The sequence below is a fragment of the Pseudomonas zhanjiangensis genome (assembly GCF_041027545.1).
GTDB classification, from domain to species: Bacteria; Pseudomonadota; Gammaproteobacteria; order Pseudomonadales; family Pseudomonadaceae; genus Aquipseudomonas; species Aquipseudomonas zhanjiangensis.
In genome coordinates this window covers 124,341-146,655 of the sequence record NZ_JBFTEG010000009.1, presented here as the reverse complement: position 1 = coordinate 146,655, position 22,315 = coordinate 124,341, and the positions used below count along the sequence as shown (strand labels likewise).

The 22,315-nt window shown below is 67.6% G+C and carries 18 protein-coding genes; 8 read left to right on the top strand and 10 right to left on the bottom strand.

Annotated elements, in window-relative coordinates; translation table 11 throughout:
• The first annotated feature begins 47 nt into the window (after positions 1-47).
• Together AB5S05_RS12890 and dctM are read left to right on the top strand one after the other, a co-directional pair.
• Positions 48-677, top strand: coding sequence for a TRAP transporter small permease (locus AB5S05_RS12890; protein WP_369287934.1), 630 nt, complete (start codon positions 48-50; stop codon positions 675-677).
• Positions 674-1,957, top strand: a complete 1,284-nt coding sequence (gene dctM, locus AB5S05_RS12885; RefSeq protein ID WP_369287933.1) for a C4-dicarboxylate TRAP transporter large permease protein DctM — start codon at positions 674-676, stop codon at positions 1,955-1,957. The genes AB5S05_RS12890 and dctM overlap by 4 nt, the downstream gene beginning before the upstream one ends.
• Positions 1,958-2,073: 116 nt before the next feature.
• On the opposite strand, the gene AB5S05_RS12880 is transcribed toward dctM, so the two are convergent.
• The gene (locus AB5S05_RS12880; RefSeq protein ID WP_369287932.1) at positions 2,074-3,726 is read right to left on the bottom strand and encodes an acyl-CoA synthetase; all 1,653 of its coding nucleotides are present in this window, start codon (positions 3,724-3,726) and stop codon (positions 2,074-2,076) included.
• Between the two features lie 245 nt (positions 3,727-3,971).
• Between AB5S05_RS12880 and AB5S05_RS12875 the strand changes: the two genes are divergently transcribed.
• Entirely contained in the window at positions 3,972-5,882 is a 1,911-nt protein-coding gene (locus AB5S05_RS12875; protein WP_369287931.1) for a beta-ketoacyl synthase, read from the top strand.
• A gap of 99 nt (positions 5,883-5,981) precedes the next feature.
• On the opposite strand, the gene cysQ is transcribed toward AB5S05_RS12875, so the two are convergent.
• Both cysQ and nudE read right to left on the bottom strand, forming a co-directional pair.
• Positions 5,982-6,803, bottom strand: a complete 822-nt coding sequence (gene cysQ, locus AB5S05_RS12870) for a 3'(2'),5'-bisphosphate nucleotidase CysQ (RefSeq protein ID WP_369287930.1) — start codon at positions 6,801-6,803, stop codon at positions 5,982-5,984.
• On the bottom strand, positions 6,800-7,366 hold the full coding sequence (gene nudE, locus AB5S05_RS12865) for an ADP compounds hydrolase NudE (protein ID WP_369287929.1): 567 nt from the start codon (positions 7,364-7,366) through the stop codon (positions 6,800-6,802). The genes cysQ and nudE overlap by 4 nt, the downstream gene beginning before the upstream one ends.
• 135 nt (positions 7,367-7,501) lie before the next feature.
• Here nudE and yrfG point away from each other — a divergent pair, with 135 nt between their 5' ends.
• Positions 7,502-8,158 (top strand): GMP/IMP nucleotidase, encoded by a 657-nt coding sequence (gene yrfG / locus AB5S05_RS12860; protein WP_369287928.1) that lies wholly within the window; start codon positions 7,502-7,504, stop codon positions 8,156-8,158.
• 122 nt (positions 8,159-8,280) lie between these two features.
• Positions 8,281-9,123, top strand: a complete 843-nt coding sequence (gene fdhD / locus AB5S05_RS12855; protein ID WP_369287927.1) for a formate dehydrogenase accessory sulfurtransferase FdhD — start codon at positions 8,281-8,283, stop codon at positions 9,121-9,123.
• Positions 9,124-9,263: 140 nt separating this feature from the next.
• Here fdhD and AB5S05_RS12850 read toward each other — a convergent pair whose 3' ends face one another.
• The 5 genes from AB5S05_RS12850 to AB5S05_RS12830 all read right to left on the bottom strand — a co-directional run bounded on the left by AB5S05_RS12850 (position 9,264) and on the right by AB5S05_RS12830 (position 15,583).
• On the bottom strand, positions 9,264-10,061 hold the full coding sequence (locus AB5S05_RS12850; RefSeq protein WP_369287926.1) for a transglutaminase-like domain-containing protein: 798 nt from the start codon (positions 10,059-10,061) through the stop codon (positions 9,264-9,266).
• A 270-nt stretch (positions 10,062-10,331) separates the two neighbouring features.
• Positions 10,332-10,574 (bottom strand): formate dehydrogenase subunit delta, encoded by a 243-nt coding sequence (locus AB5S05_RS12845; RefSeq protein ID WP_369287925.1) that lies wholly within the window; start codon positions 10,572-10,574, stop codon positions 10,332-10,334.
• Positions 10,575-10,649: 75 nt separating this feature from the next.
• Positions 10,650-13,493, bottom strand: a complete 2,844-nt coding sequence (gene fdhF, locus AB5S05_RS12840) for a formate dehydrogenase subunit alpha (RefSeq protein WP_369287924.1) — start codon at positions 13,491-13,493, stop codon at positions 10,650-10,652.
• 15 nt (positions 13,494-13,508) lie between these two features.
• Positions 13,509-15,092, bottom strand: a complete 1,584-nt coding sequence (locus tag AB5S05_RS12835) for a formate dehydrogenase beta subunit (protein WP_369287923.1) — start codon at positions 15,090-15,092, stop codon at positions 13,509-13,511.
• Positions 15,089-15,583 (bottom strand): formate dehydrogenase subunit gamma, encoded by a 495-nt coding sequence (locus AB5S05_RS12830; RefSeq protein WP_369287922.1) that lies wholly within the window; start codon positions 15,581-15,583, stop codon positions 15,089-15,091. The genes AB5S05_RS12835 and AB5S05_RS12830 overlap by 4 nt, the downstream gene beginning before the upstream one ends.
• 202 nt (positions 15,584-15,785) lie before the next feature.
• Here AB5S05_RS12830 and AB5S05_RS12825 point away from each other — a divergent pair, with 202 nt between their 5' ends.
• From AB5S05_RS12825 to AB5S05_RS12815, 3 genes are all read left to right on the top strand, one after another.
• On the top strand, positions 15,786-16,874 hold the full coding sequence (locus AB5S05_RS12825) for a substrate-binding domain-containing protein (protein ID WP_369287921.1): 1,089 nt from the start codon (positions 15,786-15,788) through the stop codon (positions 16,872-16,874).
• Between the two features lie 14 nt (positions 16,875-16,888).
• Positions 16,889-17,767, top strand: coding sequence for a substrate-binding periplasmic protein (locus AB5S05_RS12820; protein ID WP_369287920.1), 879 nt, complete (start codon positions 16,889-16,891; stop codon positions 17,765-17,767).
• Positions 17,768-17,882: 115 nt separating this feature from the next.
• On the top strand, positions 17,883-18,362 hold the full coding sequence (locus tag AB5S05_RS12815) for a hypothetical protein (protein ID WP_369287919.1): 480 nt from the start codon (positions 17,883-17,885) through the stop codon (positions 18,360-18,362).
• Between the two features lie 6 nt (positions 18,363-18,368).
• Here AB5S05_RS12815 and AB5S05_RS12810 read toward each other — a convergent pair whose 3' ends face one another.
• Both AB5S05_RS12810 and AB5S05_RS12805 read right to left on the bottom strand, forming a co-directional pair.
• Positions 18,369-19,379 carry a diguanylate cyclase domain-containing protein gene (locus AB5S05_RS12810; RefSeq protein ID WP_369287918.1) on the bottom strand — a complete coding sequence of 337 codons (1,011 nt, stop codon included), beginning with the start codon at positions 19,377-19,379 and terminating at the stop codon, positions 18,369-18,371.
• Between the two features lie 95 nt (positions 19,380-19,474).
• The gene (locus tag AB5S05_RS12805; protein WP_369287917.1) at positions 19,475-22,315 is read right to left on the bottom strand and encodes an AMP-binding protein; all 2,841 of its coding nucleotides are present in this window, start codon (positions 22,313-22,315) and stop codon (positions 19,475-19,477) included.

Sequence of the window (22,315 nt, the reverse complement as noted above, 5' to 3'; positions counted from 1 at the left end):
TGCCTGCCGGGTCTGCCCCATTGCCTCCCCCCCTGGAGATGTTATCGATGAACGCCTTGCGGCGCGTCTGGGACCACTTCGAGGAAGGCTTCATCGCCTTCCTTCTGGGAATCATGACGCTAGTGACCTTCGTCTACGTGATCCTCAACAACCTCTACACCCTGTTCTACACCCTGGGTGACTACTTTGGTGGCAACGAAACGCTGCTCGCCATCGGCGACAGCGTGATCGAGATGGCCCAGGCCATGACCTGGAGTATCGCCCTGACCAAGGCGCTGTTCGCCTGGCTGATCTTCTTCGGCCTGGCCTACGGCGTGCGCACCGCCGGGCATATCGGCGTGGACGCCCTGGTCAAGCTGTGCAGCCGTCCGGTGCAACGCATCATCGGCCTGATCGCCTGCCTGTGCTGCCTCGGCTACGCCGGCCTGATCAGCGTGGCCAGCTTCGACTGGGTGCGCACCCTGCTGGTCGCCGACATCGGCGCCGAGGACCTCGGCCACTACGGCATCCAGCTGTGGCATATCACCCTGATCGTGCCCTTCGGCTACGCCATGGTGTTCATCCGTTTCCTGGAAATCTTCGTGCGCATCCTGCGCCACCAGCAGACCGGCCTCGGCCTGGCCGACGAGGCCGCCGAAGCGATGAAACTGACCGAGCACGAGGAGCCCAAGCAATGACCATCCTGTTCCTCTTTATCCTGCTGTTCCTGCTGATGTTCATCGGCGTGCCCATCGCCGTGTCCCTCGGCCTGGCCGGCTCGGTCACCATCATGCTGTTCAGCCCCGACTCGGTGCGCTCGCTGGCGATCAAGCTGTTCGAGACCTCCGAGCACTACACCTTGCTGGCGATCCCGTTCTTCCTGCTGTCCGGCGCCTTCATGACCACTGGCGGCGTGGCCAAGCGCCTGATCGACTTCGCCAATGCCTGCGTCGGCCATATCCGCGGCGGCCTGGCGATCTCCGCGGTACTGGCCTGCATGCTGTTCGCCGCGCTGTCCGGCTCCTCGCCAGCGACCGTGGCGGCCGTGGGCTCGATCGCCATCGCCGGCATGGTCCGCTCCGGCTACCCGCAGGCGTTCGGCGCCGGCATCGTCTGCAACGCCGGCACCCTGGGCATCCTGATTCCGCCCTCGATCGTCATGGTGGTCTACGCCGCCGCCACCGAGCAATCGGTGGGCAAGCTGTTCATGGCCGGGGTGATGCCCGGCGTGCTGCTCGGCGTGGCGCTGATGACCGCGATCTACATAGTCGCGCGCAAGATGAACCTGCCGGCCATGCCGCGCGCCAGCCTGCGCCAGTTCCTCGCCACCGCCCGCGAGGCGATCTGGGGCCTGCTACTGATGGTGATCATCCTCGGCGGCATCTACTCGGGCATGTTCACCCCGACCGAGGCCGCGGCGGTGGCGGCGGTCTATGCCGGCTTCGTGGCGCTGTTCGTGTACAAGGACATGCCCATCCGCGAGTGCCCCAAGGTGCTGCTGGAGTCCGGCAAGCTGTCGATCATGCTGATGTTCATCATCGCCAACGCCATGCTCTTCGCCCATGTGCTGACCACCGAGCAGATCCCCCAGACCATCACCGCCTGGGTGATCGAGATGGGCCTGCAACCCTGGCAGTTCCTGCTGGTGGTGAACATCGTGCTGCTGATCGCCGGCGCCTTCATGGAGCCTTCGGCGATCATCCTGATCCTCGCCCCGATCCTGTTCCCGATCGCCGTGCAACTGGGTATCGACCCGATCCACCTGGGCATCATCATGGTGGTGAACATGGAGATCGGCCTGATCACCCCGCCGGTGGGCCTCAACCTGTTCGTCACCTCGGCGGTGACCGGCATGCCGCTGACCCAGGTGATTCGCGCGGCCTGGCCGTGGCTGATGCTGCTGCTCGGTTTCCTGATGGTGATCACCTACATCCCGGCCGTGTCCATGGCCCTGCCGAACTGGCTGGGCATGAACTAAAGACTGCTACTTCGGTACCTTTGTACCTTTCAGCCCGGCCGGAGTGCCGGGCTTTTTTCTGCCTGGCGAAACGCCAGAGACGCCGCATGCGGCGCCTCTGGCGGCTCCTGCGGGCCTCAGGCCGCGCTCTGCCCCTCCTGGGCCAGGGCCCTGGCCTGTTCGCGCAGGACGAACTTCTGCACCTTGCCGGTACTGGTCTTGGGCAGGGCGGTGAAGACCACGCAGCCGGGCACCTTGAAGCGCGCCATGCGCTGCTGGCAGAAGGCGATCACCTCCTGCGCGCTCAGCTCGCACCCCGGCTTGGGCGTGACGAAGGCGCAGGGCGTCTCGCCCCACTTGTCGCTGGGCATGGCCACCACCGCCGCCTCGAGGATCTGCGGGTGCCGATAGAGCACGTCCTCCACCTCGATCGAGGAGATGTTCTCGCCGCCGGAGATGATGATGTCCTTGGAGCGGTCCTTGATCTCGACGTAGCCGTCCTCGTGCCACACCGCCAGGTCGCCGGAGTGGAACCAGCCACCGGCGAAGCACTCGGCGGTGGCGCTGGGGTTCTTCAGGTAGCCCTTCATCACCACGTTGCCACGCATCATGATCTCGCCGATGGTCTCGCCGTCCTTGGGCACCGGCTGCAGGGTTTCCGGGTCGGCCACCATCAGGCCATCGAGCAATGGCGCGCGTACGCCCTGACGGGACTTGAGGCGTGCGCGCTGCTCGGGGCTCTCGGCGTCCCACTCGGCCTTCCACTCGCAGGCCACGCTGGGCCCGTAGGTCTCGGTCAGGCCGTAGACGTGGGTGACGCGAAACGCCAGGGCCTCCATGGCTTCGATCACCGCGGCCGGTGGCGCGGCGCCGGCGGTCAGCACCTTGACCGGCTGGGTCTTCAGCGCCTTGAGCTCGTCGCTGGCATTGGCCAGCATGTTCAGCACGATGGGCGCGCCGCAGAAGTGGTCGACGCCGTGCTCGGCGATCAGCGGGTAGATGGCCTCGGCGCGCACCTGGCGCAGGCACACGCTGGTGCCGACATAGGCGGCCAGGGCCCAGGGGAAGCACCAGCCGTTGCAGTGGAACATCGGCAGGGTCCACAGGTACACCGGGAAGCGACTCATGTCCCAGCACATGGCGTTGGACAGCGCATTGAGGTGGGCGCCGCGGTGGTGATAGACCACCCCCTTGGGATTGCCGGTGGTGCCGCTGGTGTAGTTGAGGGCGATGGCCTGCCACTCGTCGGCCGGCAGCTGCCAGGCGTAGTCCGGGTCGCCTTCGGCGAGTAGCGCCTCGTAGTGGAACTCGCCGATCAGCTGGCCACCGGCGTACTCGGGATCGTCGATGCCGATGATCAGCGGCCGCTTGGGCAGGTGGCTGGTGGCGCGCTGGACCAGTTCGCCGAACTCCTTGTCGACCAGCAGCACCTTGGCCTCGCCATGCTGCAGGATGAAGGCGATGGCCTCGGCATCCAGGCGGGTATTGATCGCGTTGAGCACCGCGCCGCACATGGGCACGCCGAAGTGCGCCTCGAACATCGCCGGGCCATTGGGCGCGACCACCGCCACCGTATCGCCCAGGCCGATGCCGCGCCGAGCCAGCGCCGAGGCCAGGCGGATGCAGCGGCTGTAGGTCTCGCTCCAGGTCTGCCGCGCGGCACCGTTGATCAGGGCGAGGCGGCGCGGGTAGACACTCGCCGCCCGCTCGATAAAGCTCAAGGGGCTGAGTGCCTGGAAGTTGGCCGCATCGCGCGGCATGCCGTATTCGTAGGGGTTGACGCTGTGCATTGTTGTTCTCCAGGTCACGATTGCGCTGGAGAAACCCTAGCAGGAGTATGGTCTTGGGTAAGCGCTACCTTGGTCGAAGCAGTGACTCGTAGGTCATAATTCGCGTCAGCATAGGCATCCGAACAGTCGAGCCGACGCTCACTCCGTGGGTCTTCCCCACGCTAGAGGGCGCACGGCCCACGTGACAAGCCCCTGCCAGCGTCACCCCGGCTTGTCCTGGCGTACTTATTTGAAGGAGTTCCCGCGTGAAGTCTCGTTTACCCGTGATTGTTGGTTTTGGTGGCTACAACGCAGCCGGCCGCAGCTCCTTTCACCATGGCTTCCGCCGCACCGTGATCGAGTCGATGGACAGCCACGCGCGCCAGGAAACCCTCGCCGGCCTGGCGGTGATGATGAAACTGGTGCGGGTGGTCGACGGTGCCTACCAGGCCGCCGACGGCAGCGCCCTCAGCCTGGCCGAGATCGACAAGCGCTTCGCCGAACAGATCCTCGCCTCCACCCTGGTGCGCCGCATCGAACTGCAGCACCTGGATGTCGAAGCCGCCCACTGGCAGAAGAGCATCAGTGTCAGCGCCGTCGCTGGCAGCCCGCTGAGCTTCGTCAGCAACCGCAAGCAACTGCCCGAGCCGCTGCCGGCGAACTGGTCGGTGGAGCCGCTGAACGCCACCGAGGTGCGCGTCACCCTGCACGACAGCTGCGAATTCAAGGTCGACAGCTACCGCGCCCTGCCGGTGAAATCCGCCGGCCAGTTGCCCACCGGCTTCGAGCCGAGCGAACACTACAACTCGCGCTTCCACCCGCGCGGCCTAAGCATGGCCATCGTCGGGGTGACCGACGCCTTGCGCTCGATCGGCCTGCCCTGGCAGTCGATCGTCGACCGGGTCGCGCCGGACGAGATCGCGGTGTTTTCCAGCTGCATCATGAGCCAGCTCGACGAGAACGGTTTCGGCGGCCTGATGCAGTCGCGCCTCAAGGGCGGGCGAGTCACCGCCAAGCAGCTGGCCCTGGGCCTGAACAGCATGTCGGCGGACTTCATCAACGCCTACGTGCTCGGCAGCGTCGGCACCACCGGCAGCATCACCGGCGCCTGCGCCACCTTCCTCTACAACCTGCAGAAGGGCATCGAGCAGATCGCCACCGGCAAGGCCCGGGTGGTCATCGTCGGCAGCAGCGAGGCGCCGATCAATCAGGAATGCATCGAGGGCTATGGCGCCATGGGCGCCCTGGCCACCGAGGACGGCCTGCGCCAGATCGAGGGCCGGGACGAGGTCGACTTCCGCCGCGCCAGCCGCCCGTTCGGTGATAACTGCGGCTTCACCCTGGCCGAGGCCTGCCAGTTCGTGGTGCTGATGGACGACGAACTGGCCCTGGAGCTGGGCGCCGACATCCACGGCGCAGTACCGGACGTGTTCATCAATGCCGACGGCTTCAAGAAATCCATCTCCGCTCCCGGCCCGGGCAACTACCTGACCGTGGCCAAGGCCGTGGCCAGCGCCGTGCAGCTGCTCGGCATCGACGCGGTGCGCCAGCGCAGCTTCGTCCACGCCCACGGCTCCAGTACCCCGGCCAACCGGGTCACCGAGTCGGAATTGCTCGACCGCATCGCCGCCACCTTCGCCATCGAACAGTGGCCGGTCACCGCGGCCAAGGCCTTCGTCGGCCACTCCCTGGCCGCCGCCAGCGGCGACCAGGTGATCTCGGCGCTGGGCAGCTTCAAGTACGGAGTGATTCCCGGGGTCAAGACCATCGACACGGTGGCCGAGGACGTGCACCAGCAGCGTCTGAGCATCGCCACTGCGGATCGCCAGGTCGGCACGCAGGCGCTGGACGTGTGCTTCATCAACTCCAAGGGTTTCGGCGGCAACAACGCCAGCGCCCTGGTGCTGGCACCCCATGTGGTCGAGCGGATGCTGCGCAAACGCCACGGCGAGGCCGCCTTCGCCGACTACTGCGCGCGCCGCGAGCAGACCCGCGCCAACGCCCAGGACTATGACCAGCAGGCGCTGCTCGGGCAACTGCAGATCATCTACAACTTCGGTCATGACCTGATCGACGATGCCGCCATCGAACTGGGCAGCGAGGGGCTCAAGGTGCCGGGCTTCAACCAACCGCTGCGCTTCAAGGCAGACGATCGCTACAGCGACATGCTCGACTGAGCCAAGCGCCCACCCTCGCCATCCAGGGTGGATGGCGCCGTTTACATCCGCCGTCAGACGGCGGATCGATGACGCGCGATCCAGCCTACGGACTTGTCGTCAGTCCAGCGCGCGTGCCAGCTGGATCAGCTCGGCGCGCCAGGCGGCTGCCGCCGGCAAGGCCAGGAAATAGGGGTTGAGCAACGACTCGCGCGCCTCGTAGCTCAGCACCTCGCCCGCCAGGGTCAGCACTTCGCCCCCGGCGCCTTCGAGCACGCCCTGGGCCGCGGCGGTATCCCACTGCGAGGTCGGCGCCAGGCGCGGGTAGCAATCGGCCAGGCCCTCGGCCAGCTGGCAGAACTTCAGCGAACTACCGACGCTGGCCAGCTGCAGGTCGCCGAAGCGTTCGCTCAAGCCCTCCAGCAGGCGTTCCTGGGCCAGGCTGGAGTGGCGCCGGCTGGCGACCACGGTGAAGGCGTCTTCCGGCGCCAGGCGCACGCTGATGGCCTCATCGGCACCGCCGGCCTCGGCGCGCCAGGCCCCAAGGCCAGCACCGCCGTGGTAGCAGCGCCCCGTGGCCGGGATGCCGACCACGCCGAACACCACCCGGCCGCGTTCGATCAACGCGACGTTGACGGTGAACTCCTCGGAGCCGGCGATGAATTCCTTGGTGCCGTCCAGCGGGTCGACCAGCCACCAGCGCTGCCATTGCGCGCGCTCGCCCAGGGCGATGTCGGCGTCCTCCTCGGACAGCACTGCGATGCTCGGATCGAGGGCGCTCAGGCCGGCGGCGAGGATGTGGTGGGCGGCCATGTCGGCGGCGGTCACCGGCGAGGCATCGGCCTTCTCGGTGACGGCCACGCCGGCACGCCAGTAGGGCAGGATCGCCGCGCCGGCCTCGCGCACCAGTTGCACCACGGCGGGGATCAGCGGATGGCTCACAGGCTCAGGTCTCCGCGCTGGGTCAGCAGGTCGCGCGCCAGGTACAGCGCCGCCAGGGCGCGGCCCTCGCTGAACTGCGGGTGCTGGACCAGGCTCGACAGCTCGCGCAGGTTGACCCTGTCCACCCGCATCGGCTCCGGCTCGTCGCCGGGCAGGCTTTCCGGATAGAGGTCGCGAGCCAGCACCACCTGGATCTTCTGGCTCATATAGCCGGGCGACAGACTCAACTCGGCCAGCAGCTCCAGCTGCCTGGCGCCGAAGCCGGCCTCCTCCTTGAGCTCGCGCTCGGCCGCTACCAGCACGTCCTCACCCGGCTCGATCAGCCCCTTGGGCAACGACAGCTGGTAGTCGTCGGTGCCGGCGCAGTATTCCTCGACCAGCAGCACATGCTCGGCATCGGCCAGGGCCACTATCATCACCGCCCCGTAGCCGCGGCCCTTGCCCACCAGCCGCTCGTAGGTTCGCTCCACGCCGTTGGCGAAACGCAGCTGCAGCTCCTCGACACGGAACAGGCGACTGCTGGCGACTATCTCACGAGCGAGTACGGTGGGCTTCTGACGCATGGGACGGCTCCTGGCAGCAGTGAGGCGAGTTATCATACCCTGCCTGTCCCGATTATCCCTGCGGCAGATTGTGCGATGACGACGGTTGCTAACCGAATCGCGACAACTGCCACAACCTGCGCACAAGAAGCCACCATGCCGCCATTGCCCTGGAGCGAGATCGATACCGTCCTGCTGGATATGGACGGCACCCTGCTCGACCTGCATTTCGACAATCACTTCTGGCTGCAGCACCTGCCGCAACGCTACGCCGAGCACCACGGCATCAGCCGGGCCCTGGCCGAGGCCGAGCTGCTGCCGCTGTTCCGCGAGCACGCCGGCCGGCTCAGCTGGTACTGCACGGATTTCTGGAGCCGCGAGCTCGTGCTTCCGATCCGCGAGCTCAAGCGTGAGGTCGCCCACCTGATCGCCCTGCGCCCCGACGCCGACACCTTCCTCCAGGCCGTGCGCGCCGCCGGCAAGCGGGTGGTGCTGATCACCAACGCCCACCGCGACTCGCTGTCACTGAAGCTCGAGCGCATCGAGCTGGCGCCCTACTTCGAGCGCATGATCAGCTCCCACGACTACGGCTTCGCCAAGGAAGACCAGCAGTTCTGGTTCGCCCTGCGCCAGGACCTGGATTTCGAGCCGCCACGCAGCCTGTTCATCGACGACAGCCTGCCGGTGTTGCGTAGCGCGCGCACCTTTGGCATCGGCCATCTGCTCGCCGTGCGCCAGCCGGACAGTCGCCAGGGCCCCAAGGACACCGAGGAGTTCGCCGCGGTCGAGGACTATCGCGCACTGTTACCTTGAAGCCTATCGATGGGGCAAAAGCGACCCGAGGTTAGCCGGATTCGGCATGCCCCTACGCAGCATTAGACGCCTGCGCCCCAGGGGCTTAGGCTAGCTCCACAACCACCGGAAAGCCCTCAGACATGCCGCGTCCCACCGCCAAACCCAACGTCGATACCAGCCCCGCCAGCCCGGTGCACGAGCACGGCTACGTCGAGCTGGACCCGGCGGCGCAACCCGGCCAGGCGGCGCTGGCCGAGGAATGCGCCCTGGCGATCGCCTACAACGGCATCAATCACGCGGTGATGATGGTCTCGCCGACCGACGTGGAGGACTTCATCGCCGGCTTCAGCCTCAGCGGCGGCCTGGTCGATTCCATCGACGAGATCTACGACATCCGCCTGCAGCGCATCGGCGCCGCCATCAATGCCGAGGTGGACATCAGCAGCCGCGCCTTCTGGGCGCTCAAGCAACAGCGTCGGCAGCTGGCCGGCACCAGCGGTTGCGGCCTGTGCGGCGTCGAGGCGCTGGAACAGGCGCTGCCCAAGCTCGCGGCGCTGAGCGCCAGCCCACTGCCGCCGCCCGCGCACCTGGATGCGTTGCGCGATCGCCTGGCCGACGCGCAACGCCTGGCCCGCCATAGCGGCGCCCTGCACGCCGCGGCCTTCATCGATGGTAGCGGCGCGCTGCGCCTGTGCCGCGAGGATATCGGCCGGCACAACGCCCTGGACAAACTGATAGGCGCGCTGCTGCGCGAACAGCTGGACCCGCGCCAGGGCTTCGCCGTGGTCACCAGTCGCTGCAGCCTGGAATTGATTCACAAGTCGGTGCGCGCCGGCATCGGCACCCTGCTGAGCCTCTCCGCACCGACCGACCTGGCGGTGGACTGGGCGCGGCGCCATCGGCTCAACCTGATCCACCTGCCACATCGCAGTGCGCCCAGGGTCTACAGCCCGGCGCCACCGCAAGCAGACGCAGAGGCCTGAGCGAGGCAAACAGGCCGGCCCCTTTCGCCAATGGCCCTTGGTGGCCGCCAGGCTGAACCAGGCCCCTGTCCAGAAGCCGGATGGCCATCAGGGTGGGCAGCGGCCTGGTCTTGGGCGCTATGCAGGCGCCTTAATAACAGTCAGCAGGCAGGTGCGGCGATGCGCTCGACGGTTACGTTCATGTTAAGCAACTCGACCGGATCGCCGAACTGCGTATAGATGGCCACGTCGGCCGCGTCGCGACCATAGGCGACGGCAATCCTTCCCCCCCGCCCATCATCCTGGGTTGGATCGAAGGTATACCAGCGCCCGCCTACGAAAGCCTCGAACCAGGCATGCAGGTCCATCGGCTGCAGGTTTTCAAGATAGCCGACGACCATCCGCGCCGGAATCGACAGCGCACGGCAACATGCAATTCCCAGATGCGCCAGGTCGCGGCAGACAGCCTCTGACCTCTCGTTGACCTCGCAGGCACTGATGATCTGCTGACCCGATCCGGGCGTATAGGCGATCGTCCGGCGAATATAATCCACGATCGCGCTGCATTGATCGTATCCGGGGGAGCATCCAGCAACGATGGAAGCAGCCAGCTGGGTGCAGCGATCAGACTCGCAGAAGCGACTGGGCAACAGGAATGGCAGGGTTTCTTCGGGTAGCCGCTGCACCTCGACAAACTGGGCGCCGGGCGCGGAGTCAGAGGCCTCGGCTACATCGACATCAAACGAGGTGTTGACGGTGAATGGTCCGGCTGGCGCCATCAAACGCTGACACAGGTTGCCAAATGGGTCGGTGAACTCGATCGCCGACACGCTGGGCGTCAACAGGTATTGTTCGCGGCCGATCCACTGCTGCCAGCCGCTGCGCGGTCGCAACATGAAGATAAACGGCGTCGCAACCAGATTGTTGAATTCAAGCAAACAGGTAGCACGCATCCACATATAAAGCCTCTACCGTTGCAGAACATCAGATTAACCAGCCACCGGCGGTGAGTATCATCCATTGCGCGGCTGAACGCCTTACCAGGACTTCATTGCCCCATATCCACAGGTGGGTGAGCTGCCGACTCGCGCCGGCAGGTGACGGCGCCCGGCGCAAGGATCCTCGCCCGGCTCGCCCAGAACCGCGCATCGTCCCTCGCCGAAAACAATCGGCCCGCAGGGTGCGGGCCGATGGTTAGGCGCTGCGCCTGACCGAGGTCAGAACGCCGATCAGGCACGCTTGGCCGTCGGCTCGATCTGCCCGCGCAGGCCTTGCAACGTCGCCAGGACAAACTCGCTCAAGTCTTCGCCGCCACCGGCATCGACATGGGCGTAGAGCGCGGTGCGCATCTGCGGGTCCCATTGGCGCCTGAGGTGCTGGGCGAACTCCTCGCGCGCCTGCTCGGGGTTGGGTTGGGAGGCGAAGAAGGCGCCGATCTGGTTGGCCATCTTGATCAGTTGCGTGGCATTCATGCCCATCTGCACACCTCGATGCGCTGAAGAGAAAACGGGAAGCGCCGGCGGGCCACAACGGCCCGCCGGCGGGTTTTACAGCTGGGTGACCTTGATCCGCGGCAGGAACTCGACCTGCTCCTTGGTGAAGGCCTCGAACTCCTGCTGCCACTCCGAAGGCACCTCGACCTTGCGCACCTGCACCGCGGTGACCTTGTACTCCGGGCAGTTGGTGGCCCAGTCGGAGTTGTCGGTGGTGATCACGTTGGCGCCGGATTCCGGGTGGTGGAAGGTGGTGTAGACCACCCCAGGCTGCATGCGCTGGGTGACCTTGGCGCGCATCACCGTCTCGCCGGCGCGGCTGTTGATACCGACCCAGTCGCCATCCTTGATCCCGCGGTCCTCGGCATCCACCGGGTGCAGTTCGAGGATGTCCTCGGCATGCCAGGCCTTGTTCGAGGTCCGCCGGGTCTGGGCGCCGACGTTGTACTGCGAGAGGATGCGGCCGGTGGTCAGGATCAGCGGACGCTTGCGCGAGGTGCGCTCGTCGCTGGCGATGTACTCGGTGACCATGAAGCGACCCTTGCCACGCACGAAGGCGTCCTCGTGCATGATCGGGGTGCCTTCCGGCGCCTCCTCGTTGCACGGCCACTGGATGCTGCCCATGCGCTCGAGCTTGGCATAGCTGACCCCGGTGAAGGTCGGCGTCAGGCTGGCGATCTCGTCCATGATCTGCGACGGATGGGTGTAATTCATCGGGTAGCCCAAGGCATTGGACAGGGCTACCGTCACCTCCCAGTCTTCCTTGCCGGCCAGCGCCGGCATCACCTTGCGTACCGGCGAGATGCGCCGCTCGGCGTTGGTGAAGGTGCCGTTCTTCTCCAGGAACGAAGCGCCCGGCAGGAACACATGGGCGTACTTGGCGGTTTCGTTGAGGAACAGGTCCTGCACCACCACGCATTCCATTTCCTTCAGCGCGTCGGTGACGTGCTGGGTGTCCGGGTCGGACTGGGCCGGGTCCTCGCCCTGGATGTAGATACCCTTGAAGGTACCGGCATGGGCGGCGGCGAGCATGTTGGGGATGCGCAGGCCCGGCTCGTCGAGCAGCTTGACGCCCCAGGCGGCCTCGAACTGCGGACGCACCACAGGGTCGGAGACGTGGCGATAGCCCGGCAGCTCATGGGGGAAGGAGCCCATGTCGCAGGAGCCCTGCACGTTGTTCTGCCCGCGCAGCGGGTTGACCCCGACGCCGGTGCGGCCGATGTTGCCGGTGGCCATGGCCAGGTTGGCGATGGCCATCACGGTGGAGGAGCCCTGGCTGTGCTCGGTGACGCCCAGGCCGTAGTAGATCGCCGCGTTGCCGCCGATGGCGTACAACCGCGCGGCCGCGCGCACCTCGGCGGCCGGCACGCCGGTGGTGGCTTCCAGTGCCTCGGGGCTGTTGCGCGCCTCGCTGACGAAGCTGCGCCATTGCTCGAAGGCCTCGGCCTCGCAACGCTCGGCGACGAAGGCCTCGTCGACCAGACCCTCGCTGACGATCACATGGGCCAGGCTGTTGAGCAGGGCGACGTTGGTGCCCGGGCGCAGCTGCAGGTGGTGATCGGCCTTGATGTGCGGGCTGCGCACCAGGTCGATGCCGCGCGGGTCGGCGACGATCAGGCGGGCGCCCTCGCGCAGGCGGCGCTTGAGCTGCGAGCCGAACACCGGGTGGCCATCGGTGGGGTTGGCACCGATCACCAGCACCACGTCGGCGGCCAGCACCGAGTCGAAGTCCTGGGTCCCGGCCGACTCGCCGAGGGTGACCTTGAGGCCGTAGCCGGTCGGCGAGTGGCAGACCCGTGCACAGGTGTCGACGTTGTTGTTGCCGAAGGCGGCGCGTACCAGCTTCTGCACCAGGTAGGCCTCTTCGTTGGTGCAGCGCGAGGAGGTCAGGCCGCCGACCGCGTTCTGCCCGTACTGGGCTTGGATGGCCTTGAAACGCTCGGCCGCATGGCCGATGGCCTCGTCCCAGCTCACCGGGCGCCAGGCCTCGTGGATGCTGTCACGGATCATCGGCGTCTTGATGCGGTCCGGGTGGGTGGCGTAGCCCCAGGCGAAGCGGCCCTTGACGCAGGCGTGACCGTGGTTGGCGTGGCCGTCCTTGTTCGGCACCATGCGCACCACTTCGTTGCCCTTGACCTCGGCCTTGAACGAGCAGCCGACGCCGCAATAGGCGCAGGTGGTGATCACGCTGCGCTCGGCCTGGCCCATCTCGATCAGCGACTTCTCCATCAGGGTGGCGGTCGGGCAGGCCTGCACGCAGGCGCCGCAGGACACGCACTCCGAATCGATGAAGTCTTCGTCCTGGCTGGCGGCCACGCGCGAGTCGAAGCCGCGGCCGTCGATGGTCAGGGCGAAGGTGCCCTGCACCTCCTCACAGGCGCGCACGCAACGGTTGCAGACGATGCACTTGGCCGGGTCGTAGCTGAAATAGGGGTTGGATTCGTCCTTGGGCTCGGCCAGGTGGGTCTTCACCGGGTCGTAGCGCACTTCGCGCAGGCCGACTACGCCGGCCATGTCCTGCAGCTCGCAGTTGCCGTTGGCCGAACAGGTCAGGCAGTCCAGCGGGTGGTCGGAGATGTACAGTTCCATGGTGCCGCGACGCAGTTCGGCCAGCTTCGGGCTCTGCGTGCGCACCTTCATGCCCGGCTCCACCGGGGTGGTGCAGGACGCCGGGAAACCGCGGCGGCCTTCGATTTCCACCATGCACAGGCGGCACGAGCCGAAGGGTTCGAGGCTGTCGCTGGCGCACAGCTTGGGCACGGCGATGCCGGCTTCCTGGGCGGCGCGCATCAGCGAGGTGCCGGCCGGCACGGTGATCGGGTTGCCGTCGATTTCCACCGTCACCGGGGCGCCGGTGCGAGCGGGGGTGCCATAGTCGAGTTCACGATACAGGGCCATGAGGACGCCTCCGGATCAGCGGGCTTCGGTGGCGTCTTTCGACACCCCGAAGTCCTCGGGAAAGTGGTTGATGGCGCTCATCACCGGGTAGGGAGTCATCCCCCCCAGGGCACAGAGCGAGGCGCCGAGCATGGTGTCGCAGAGGCTTTTGAGCAGTTCGATGCGACCTGGCTGCGGGCCTTCGGAACGGGCGACGATGATCTGCTCGAGCAGCTCCTCGCCACGGGTCGAACCGATCCGGCAGGGCGTGCACTTGCCGCAGGATTCCACCGCGCAGAACTCCATGGCATAGCGCGCCATGTCGGCCATGTCGACGGTGTCGTCGAACACCACGATGCCGCCGTGGCCGAGCACTGCGCCGAGGGCGGCGAAGGCCTCGTAGTCCAGCGGGGTGTCGAACTGCGACTCGGGCAGGTAGGCGCCCAGCGGGCCGCCGACCTGCACCGCGCGGATCGGCCGGCCGCTGGCCGAGCCGCCGCCGTATTCATACAGCAGCTCGCGCAGGGTGACGCCGAAGGCCTTCTCGATCAGGCCGCCGCGGGCGATGTTGCCGGTCAGCTGGATCGGCAGGGTGCCGAGCGAGCGGCCCATGCCGTAATCCTTGTAGTAGGCGCCACCCTTGTCGAGGATGATCGGCACCGAGGCCAGCGAGATCACGTTGTTGATCACCGTCGGCTGGCCGAACAGGCCCTCGATCGCCGGCAGCGGCGGCTTGGGCCGCACGGTGCCACGCTTGCCCTCGACGCTCTCGAGCAACGCGGTTTCCTCGCCACAGATGTAGGCGCCGGCGCCGCGGCGCAGTTCCAGGTGGAAGGCCTTGCCGCTGCCGAGCACATCGTCACCCAGGTAGCCGGCGGCGTAGGCGCTGGCGATGGTTGCCTGCAGCGCGGCCTCGGCATGCGGGTATTCCGAGCGCAGGTAGATGTAGCCCATGGTGGCGCCGACGGCCAGACCGGCGATGGTCATGCCCTCGATCAGCACATAGGGGTCGTCTTCCATCACCATGCGGTCGGAGAAGGTGCCGGAGTCGCCTTCGTCGGCGTTGCAGACGATGTACTTCTGCTCCGCCGCGCAGCCGAGCACGGTGCGCCACTTGATCCCGGTGGGGAAGGCCGCGCCGCCACGGCCGCGCAGGCCGGATTCGGTGACTTCGGCGACGATCGCCTCGGGGGTCATGCCCAGGGCGCGCTTGAGGCCACGGTAGCCGTCGTGGGCGATGTAGTCGTCCAGCGACAGCGGGTCGGTGATGCCGGCGCGGGCGAAGGTCAGGCGCTCCTGGCGCTTGAGGTAGTCGATCTCCTCGGTCAGGCCATGGCCCAGGGCATGTTCCTTGCCTTCGAGAAAACCGGCGTCGAACAGCCCGGCAACGTCCTTGGCCTTGACCGGACCATAGGCCACGCGGCCGGCCGGGGTGGCGACCTCGACCAGGGGCTCGAGCCAATGCAGGCCGCGCGAGCCGTTGCGCACCAGCTTGATCTCCAGGTTGCGCGCCTTGGCCTCGGCGGCGATGGCCTGGGCCACCCGGTCGGCGCCCAGGCTCAGGGCGGTGGCGTCGCGCGGCACGTAGACGGTCAGGGTAGTGTTATTCGCCTGGCTCATGCGCCGGCCTCCTGTTCTTCCAGCAGGGCCAGCAGGCCCTCGGCATCGACACGGCCATGCAACTCACCGTTGAGCATGGCATTGGGCGCGCAGGCGCAATTGCCCAGGCAGTACACCGCCTCGAAGGTCAGGCTGCCGTCCTCGCGGGTCTCGCCCAGCTGCAGGCCGAGTTTGTCCTGCAGCTCGGCGGTCAGCGCCTTGACCCCCATCGACTGGCAGGCCTCGGCCTGACACAGCTTGAGGTGCTGACGACCCGGCGGGGTGGCGCGGAAGTCGTGGTAGAAGCTGACCACCCCGTGCACTTCGGCGCGCGACAGGCAGAGCTCCTCGGCGATCATCGGCAACAGCTCCGGCGGCACGGCGCCGAGGCGGTCCTGGATGTCGTGGAGGATGGGCAGCAGGGCGCCCGGTTGCCCGCGGTGCGCGGCCAGTACCTCACGGGTAACAGCCTGGCACTGCTCGGGGTCGAAGCGCTGGGGAAGAGTGGCCATGTTCGAAACTCCAGCCGGCGCAGAGAGCCGGTACTGTCGGGGAGATAAACCGAACCACTCACGGCTGATGGTCGGCTTATCTCGGGCGCTCCGCTGAAGGGTCGCCATATATGAAGTAAAGTTCTTATACTCGGGCGCAGAAACGCCAGATAAGGCAAGTTATCATGGGCTATTCCGCGATCAAATATGAAGAGCTGTGCACATGATCCGTATTGAAATTCAACCGCACTGGCGTTTCCACCAGAGCGACGGCAGCACCCTCGACCCCCAGGGCCTGGACCTGCTGCAGGCGGTGCATGAAACCGGCAAGCTGACCGAGGCTGCCGCCCGGGTCGGCTACTCCTACCGTCACGCCTGGAACCTGCTGGCCAAGTGGCAGGAGTTCTTCGGCAGCCCGCTGATCGCCCTGCAACGCGGCAAGGGTGCCCAACTCACCAGCTTAGGCGAAAAGCTGCTGCGCGCCGACCAACGCATCAGCGCGCGTCTGACTCCGCAGCTGGACAACCTCGCCGGCGAGTTGGAGATCGAGCTCAACCGTGCCCTGCAGGCCACCCGCCCGGGCCTGCGCATCCATGCCAGCCATGGCTTCGCGGTGGCCGCGCTGCGCGAGTGGCTGGAGCAGGACAACCGCTGGCAGTGGGAGCTGCAGTTTCGCAGCGGGGTCGAGGCGATGCTCTCGCTGCAGCGCCAGGACTGCGACCTGGCCGGGCTGCACGTGCCGGCCGGGCCGCTCGGCGCGCTGAGCATGAGCCGTATCCAGCCCTGGCTGCGTCCGGAACACCGGGTCATCACCTTCGTCGTGCGCACCCAGGGCCTGATTCTGGCGCCGGGCAACCCGCAGCAGATCTCCCGCCTGGCCGACCTGCAGCGTGCCGGCCTGCGCTTCGTCAACCGTGAGCGGGGCTCGGGCACGCGCATGCTGCTGGAAAGCCTGCTGCAGCAGGCGCGGATCGAAAATGCCAGCATCAACGGTTTCTACAACGAGGAGTACACCCACGCCGCGGTGGCCGCCTATGTCGCCAGCGGCATGGCCGACGCCGGCTTCGGCGTCGAGGCGGCGGCGCGCATGTTCGGCCTGGCCTTCGTTCCCCTGGCCCGCGAGCACTACTGCCTGCTCTGCCACGAGGACAGCCTGGCGCTGCCGGCGATGGCCGCCCTGCTCGAGGTGCTGCAGCACCCCGAGTTCCAGGCGCGCATCGGCCAGCTGCCCGGCTACTCGCTGAGCCGGCCCGGCGAGGTGCTGCCGCTGGCCCACGCCCTGGACCTCTGGGGCAAGGAGAGCCTGCTCTAGGAGCGGGCAGCACGATGGCACTATCTATGTGTTCGGCCTCGCGCCCACGCCTGCTCGCCGCCGCAGCGCTGCTCGCCGGCCTGTTCGCCGGCGTGGCCTGGGCAGAACCCGATCTGCGGGTCTGTCAGCATCAAGCGGAGAAATATGCCTACCGCATCGAGCTGAGCAACCTGCTGCTGGCCCGCACCGCCGAGCGCTATGGCCCGCGGCGGATTCAGCCCAGCAGTACGCCCGACCCCACCCAGGAGCGCTGCCTGGAGTTGCTGCGCGACGGTCAGGTGGATCTGGCCTATGTGCCGCCGACCGAAGCGCGCCTGCGCGACTTCCGCATGCTCCCGGTGGACCTGCACAAGGGCATGCTCGGCTATCGCGTGCTGTTGATCCACCAGGCCGACGCCGTCCGCTTCGCCCGGGTCAACAGCCTCGCGGACCTGCGCCAGCTGCGCGGCGGATTTGGCAGCCAGTGGGGCGACTTCGCCCTGTTCGCCCGCAATCGCCTGCCGGTGGTAGGCATGGCCAATCCCGACAACCTGCTGCCGATGCTCGCCAGGCGTCGCTTCGACTACTACCACCGCGGCCTGCACGAGGCCTGGCGGGAGCTCGAGGCGCAGGCCGAACGCTACCCGCAGCTGATGGTCGAGCCACACCTGGCCCTGGTCTACAACCTGCCGGTGTATTTCACCTTCAAGCGCGAGGACGAAGCCCTGCAGCGGCGCTTCGCCGAGGGGCTGGCCATGATCGAGGCCGACGGCAGCTTTCGCGCCCTGTTCCTGCGTCACTTCGGCGACCTGGTGGAGCGGGCGCGACTCGACCAGCGCACCCTGATCCCGATCGATTACCCAACGCCGGCCGGTTTGCCGCCCCGCGACACCCGCCTGTGGCTGAACCCCTGAAGCCCGTCGCCGGCCGGCTGTGAAGCGCCTCGCAGGGCCGACCACTGACACTTGCCGGCCACCGCGCGACCGGTCAGCATCGGCGCCCTCATCACCTGCCGCGGTAGCCTGAAACATGAAGTACGCCTCGATCCTCCTGTTGTCCCTGAGCCTGACCAGCGGCGCCGCCCTGGCCGGCAACACCGAAGCCGGCGTCGGCGGCGCCATCGGCGGCGTGCTCGGCACCATGGTCGGCCAGCAGGTCGGCGGCGATACCGGTGCCACCATCGGTGCCGGCGTCGGTGGCGCGGCCGGCAGCGCGGTCGGCGCCGATCGCGGCAGCCGTACCGAAGCGGCCATCGGCGGCGGCCTCGGCGCCGCCGGCGGCCAGGTGATCGGCAGCCGGGTGGGCGGCCAGACCGGCGGCCTGATCGGTGCCGGGGTCGGCGGCGCGGCCGGCGGCGCCCTGGGCAACGCCTATGGCGACGGCGATGGCGGGCGCCGCGAGGGTGACCGCTACTATGACGGCCACCGTGGTGACGGCCACCGTGGCGACGGCCATCCCGGTCTCGCCCTCGGCCACAAGAAGCACAAGTGGCACAAGAAATACCGCTAACGGGCCCTAGCGCCTGCGCCCGGCCAGCTTGTGCAGGTACATCTGGCGGTCGGCCTCATCCAGCAACCCGGTCAGATCCAGCTCGCCGCTGCCTGGCCGGGCGATGCCGACACTGGCGCCAACCCGCAGCTCATGCCGATCGACCTTGAACGGCGCCTGCAGCGCCTCGACCAGGCGGGCCTTCAGCTCCTCGGCGTGCAGCGCCGACTGGCCGCTGGCGAGAATCACGAACTCATCGCCGCCCAGGCGCGCGACCACGTCGCTGTCGCGGCACTGCTGGGATAGCCGGCCGGCAACCTGGATCAGCAGTTCGTCGCCGATGCGGTGGCCGTAGCCGTCATTGATCGCCTTGAAGTAGTCCAGATCGAGAAACAGCAGGGCGAAGCCCTGCGCCGGATCGCGATGAAAACAGGCGCAGGCCTGCTGCAGGTGCTGCATCAGGGCGGCGCGGTTGAACAGCCCGGTCAGGCTGTCATGCGAGGCCTGATAGAGGATCTCGGCCTCGCTGCGCTTGCGCTCGCTGACGTCCCGGGCGATGGCATAGAGCAGGTCGCTGTCCGGTGGCGGCGCCGGCGTGCACCAGGCCAGCCAGACATAGCTGCCGTCGCTGCAGCGATAGCGGTTCTCGAAATTGATGGTATCGATACCACCGGCCAGCTTGCGCAGCTCCTCGAGCGTGGAGGCCACATCGTCAGGATGAACCCACTCGATGAACGGCCGCTGCAGCAGCTGCTCCTTGCTGTAGCCCAGCACCCGCAGGAACGCCGGGTTGACGTCGACGAAGTAACCCTGGGTGTTGGCGATGCAGAGCATGTCCAGCGACAGCTCGAAGAACTCCTGCCAGCGCCGCACTCGCTGCTGCGCCTCGCTCAACTGGCGGCTGAGGTCGCTGTTGGTGGCGGCCATGGCCCCGGCCAGGCGCTCCACTTCGGCCAGCTTTTCCCGCAGGTGACCATACTTGGCCACCTTTCGCCGCAACGAATCGAGCGTAGCCTGAATCGGCGGAAGGTTCTCCATAGGCCTCCTGAACACTGCCTGGGCTGTCCCGGCAACAGGCTCGATGGGTATGCAACGCTGCAGATGCCCAGCGGTGTAAGTCTAGTCGCGCCGCTTCAGCCCGCCAGCAGCAGCCGCTCGGCCTCCTCCAACTGTTCCAGCAGCAGCCCTCGCGCCTGGTCGCGCAGCGCGACTATGGCGCGCCAGTCGTTGCCCTGTGCGTGCAGGGGCGCGCAGACGCTGACGCGCAAGACGCTGCGCCGGGGGAACCACTGGCCGCCGCGCAGAGCCGTACGCGTGCCGCCAAGCGCCACCGGCAACAGCGGCACCGCCACGCGGCTGGCCAGGGCGAAGGCGCCGAGGCGGAACGGCAACAGGCCCGCCTCGCGGGTCAGGGTGCCCTCGGGAAAGAACACCAGCGACTGCCCGCCTTGCAGCACGGCGGCCAGGCGCTCGGCATCCTCGCTGCTGCGCTGCGGGTCGAAGCGCTCGACGAAGCAGGCGCCGAGCTTGCGCAGGAAACGCCCGGCGATGAACTGCTCGGCCAACTCGCGCTTGGCGACGAAGCCGAAGCTCGGCGGCAATACCGCGCACAGCACCAGCCCATCCAGGTAGCTGGCGTGATTGGCAATCAGCACGCGCACCTGCGTGCCCTGCAGCCACTCCAGGCCCTCGGCACGCACCGGCATGCCGACCGCGCGCAGAAACAACCGCGCCGCCAGGCGGGCCACCCGACGGCACCAGTCGCGACGCGGCAGCAGCGCCACCGCCAGCCAGGTCAGGCCGGCGATGGGCAGCAGCAAGGCCCAGAAGTAGCCGGCATAGAGCAGGGCGCGCAGGCGCCGCGCCGCGCGACCGAACTGACCCCGCGCCGCCCCCAGGGCCAGGTGTAGCAGTTGCTGCCAGACCGCGCGTCCTGCCTGGCCGAGTTCGCCGCGCTGGTACAGCTCGCGGCTGGCGGCGCGGCGGATCTTGCCGCTGGAGGTCTTCAGTACGCTGTGCGGCGCTGCCAGGACGATATCGTCGGGCTGCACGCCGCCGACGGCCAGGGCCACCCGAGCGATTGTCTCGCGTAGCCGTTGACGGACGCCCTCGTCGCGCTCATGGGTTTCGGCCAGCACCACCAGGCGCTCGCTGGCGCCGTCGGCCCCGCTGCTGCCGAATACCGCCACGCAGCCCTTGCGCAACCCCGCCAGGTTGCCGATGGCGACCTCCAGGTCGTACGGATAGATATTGCGCCCGCCACGGATGATCAGGTCCTTGACCCGCCCGCTGATGTACAGCTCACCGTCGGCCAGGTAGGCCAGGTCGAGGGAGTCGAACCAGTCGCCATGGCGCACCCGCCGTCCCTCCTGGGGGTTGCGGAAATAACCGCGCGTGGTGGACGGCCCCTTGAACTGCAGGTGGCCCTCGGTGCGCTCGGGCAGTTCGACATCGCTGCCATCGACGATGCGCACCTGATGCCCGGGCAGCGGCCGTCCGCTGCAGACGAAGCGCAGCACGTCGTCGGCCGCGGGGGCGGCGGGCAGCGCCTGGCCGCTGCGCTGGAAGGCATCGCGCCGGACCCGGTCGACCCGCGGCCCGCGGCCCAGCGGCGGGAAGGCCACACCCAGGGTGCCCTCGGCCAGGCCGTACACCGGCATCAGCGCCGTCGCGGCCAGACCATAGGCGGCGAATCGCTCGGCGAAACGCCGCAGGGTATCCGGGTTGACCGGCTCTGCGCCGTTCAGGGCCAGGCGCCAGCTGCTCAGGTCCAGGCCCTCCAGAGCGGCGGCGTCGACCTTGCTCAGGCACAGCTCATAGGCGAAGTTCGGCGCCGCCGAGATGCTCCCGCGATAGCGGTGGATGGCCCACAGCCAACTGGCCGGACGGGCCAGGAAGGCCAGCGGCGACATCAGCACCAGCGGGAAGCCGACGTACAGGCTGCCGAACCAGGCACCGATCAGGCCCATGTCGTGGTACATCGGCAACCAGCTGACGAACACGTCCTTGGCACTGACCTCCAAGACCTGGCGCATCGCCCGCAGGTTGGTCAGCAGGTTGGCGTGGCTGACGATCACCCCCTTCGGCTGGCCGGTGCTGCCCGAGGTGTACTGGAGGAAGGCGATGTCCTCGGCCTGCCGCGGCGGCACCACCAGGTCCGCAGGGTTGGCCGACAGCTCGGCAACCGTGACGATCGCATTCAGGCTCGGCACCTGCGGCTTGAGCAGGCGGGCGAACAGCCTGGCCTGCTCCAGGGTGATCAGCACCACCGCCTCGGCATTGCCGAGTATCCCGGCCTGGCGCTGCAGGTGTTCCTCGATCTGCGCCAGACGCATGGGCGGGTAGATCGGCACCGGCACGCCGCCGGCCAGGAAGATGCCGAACATGCCGCAGAGAAAGTCGCGGCCGGTTGGCAGCATCAGCGCCACCCGCTCACCAACGCGCAGGCCACGCCGCTGCAGGCCGGCGGCCACAGCGCTGGCGCCGGCATGCAAGGCGGCGTAGCTGATGTCTTCGCAACGCTCATCCTCGCCCAGCAGGCGCACATGGATGCGCTCGGGGTGGACCTGCAGGTGCCAATCGAGCACCTCGATCAGGGTCTGTGCCTGCTCCGGCGGGCGCCGTTCATCGGCCATCGGCGGCCAGTGCTCATCGAATGCTGCGGGCAGTTCGTCCGCTGCGCCGAGCTGGGGCAGATTGCGCAAAAGCGCCGCGAGAATATCGCCGGGGGTCTGCGCCTCGGCAAACAGCGACTGCGGCAAACGCACGTCGAACTCACGCTCGATCCGCGACCAGAGCTCGACCCTGGTCAGGCTGTCCAGCCCGAGGTCGCGGTCGAGCGCGCTGTGCAGGCCGATCCGGCCCTGCTTCATGGCCTGCGGGTGCACTTCGGCCAGGGTCTGACCGATGATGCCGAGCAGCCTGCGCGCGACCTGGGCCGGGTCCGATTGACTGTCATCAGGCGGATGCGACAT

Bases quoted from the DNA above. Each gene is read 5' to 3' on its own strand.
- fdhD (WP_369287927.1), top strand. From the start codon at position 8,281: ATGCCGCGTCCCACCGCCAAACCCAACGTCGATACCAGCCCCGCCAGC.
- AB5S05_RS12810 (WP_369287918.1), bottom strand. From the start codon at position 19,379: ATGGAGAACCTTCCGCCGATTCAGGCTACGCTCGATTCGTTGCGGCGA.
- dctM (WP_369287933.1), top strand. From the start codon at position 674: ATGACCATCCTGTTCCTCTTTATCCTGCTGTTCCTGCTGATGTTCATC.
- AB5S05_RS12845 (WP_369287925.1), bottom strand. From the start codon at position 10,574: ATGAATGCCACGCAACTGATCAAGATGGCCAACCAGATCGGCGCCTTC.
- fdhF (WP_369287924.1), bottom strand. From the start codon at position 13,493: ATGGCCCTGTATCGTGAACTCGACTATGGCACCCCCGCTCGCACCGGC.
- AB5S05_RS12880 (WP_369287932.1), bottom strand. From the start codon at position 3,726: ATGCACAGCGTCAACCCCTACGAATACGGCATGCCGCGCGATGCGGCC.
- AB5S05_RS12805 (WP_369287917.1), bottom strand. From the start codon at position 22,315: ATGTCGCATCCGCCTGATGACAGTCAATCGGACCCGGCCCAGGTCGCG.
- AB5S05_RS12850 (WP_369287926.1), bottom strand. From the start codon at position 10,061: ATGTGGATGCGTGCTACCTGTTTGCTTGAATTCAACAATCTGGTTGCG.
- yrfG (WP_369287928.1), top strand. From the start codon at position 7,502: ATGCCGCCATTGCCCTGGAGCGAGATCGATACCGTCCTGCTGGATATG.
- AB5S05_RS12820 (WP_369287920.1), top strand. From the start codon at position 16,889: ATGGCACTATCTATGTGTTCGGCCTCGCGCCCACGCCTGCTCGCCGCC.
- AB5S05_RS12835 (WP_369287923.1), bottom strand. From the start codon at position 15,092: ATGAGCCAGGCGAATAACACTACCCTGACCGTCTACGTGCCGCGCGAC.
- AB5S05_RS12825 (WP_369287921.1), top strand. From the start codon at position 15,786: ATGATCCGTATTGAAATTCAACCGCACTGGCGTTTCCACCAGAGCGAC.
- nudE (WP_369287929.1), bottom strand. From the start codon at position 7,366: ATGCGTCAGAAGCCCACCGTACTCGCTCGTGAGATAGTCGCCAGCAGT.
- AB5S05_RS12890 (WP_369287934.1), top strand. From the start codon at position 48: ATGAACGCCTTGCGGCGCGTCTGGGACCACTTCGAGGAAGGCTTCATC.
- AB5S05_RS12815 (WP_369287919.1), top strand. From the start codon at position 17,883: ATGAAGTACGCCTCGATCCTCCTGTTGTCCCTGAGCCTGACCAGCGGC.
- AB5S05_RS12830 (WP_369287922.1), bottom strand. From the start codon at position 15,583: ATGGCCACTCTTCCCCAGCGCTTCGACCCCGAGCAGTGCCAGGCTGTT.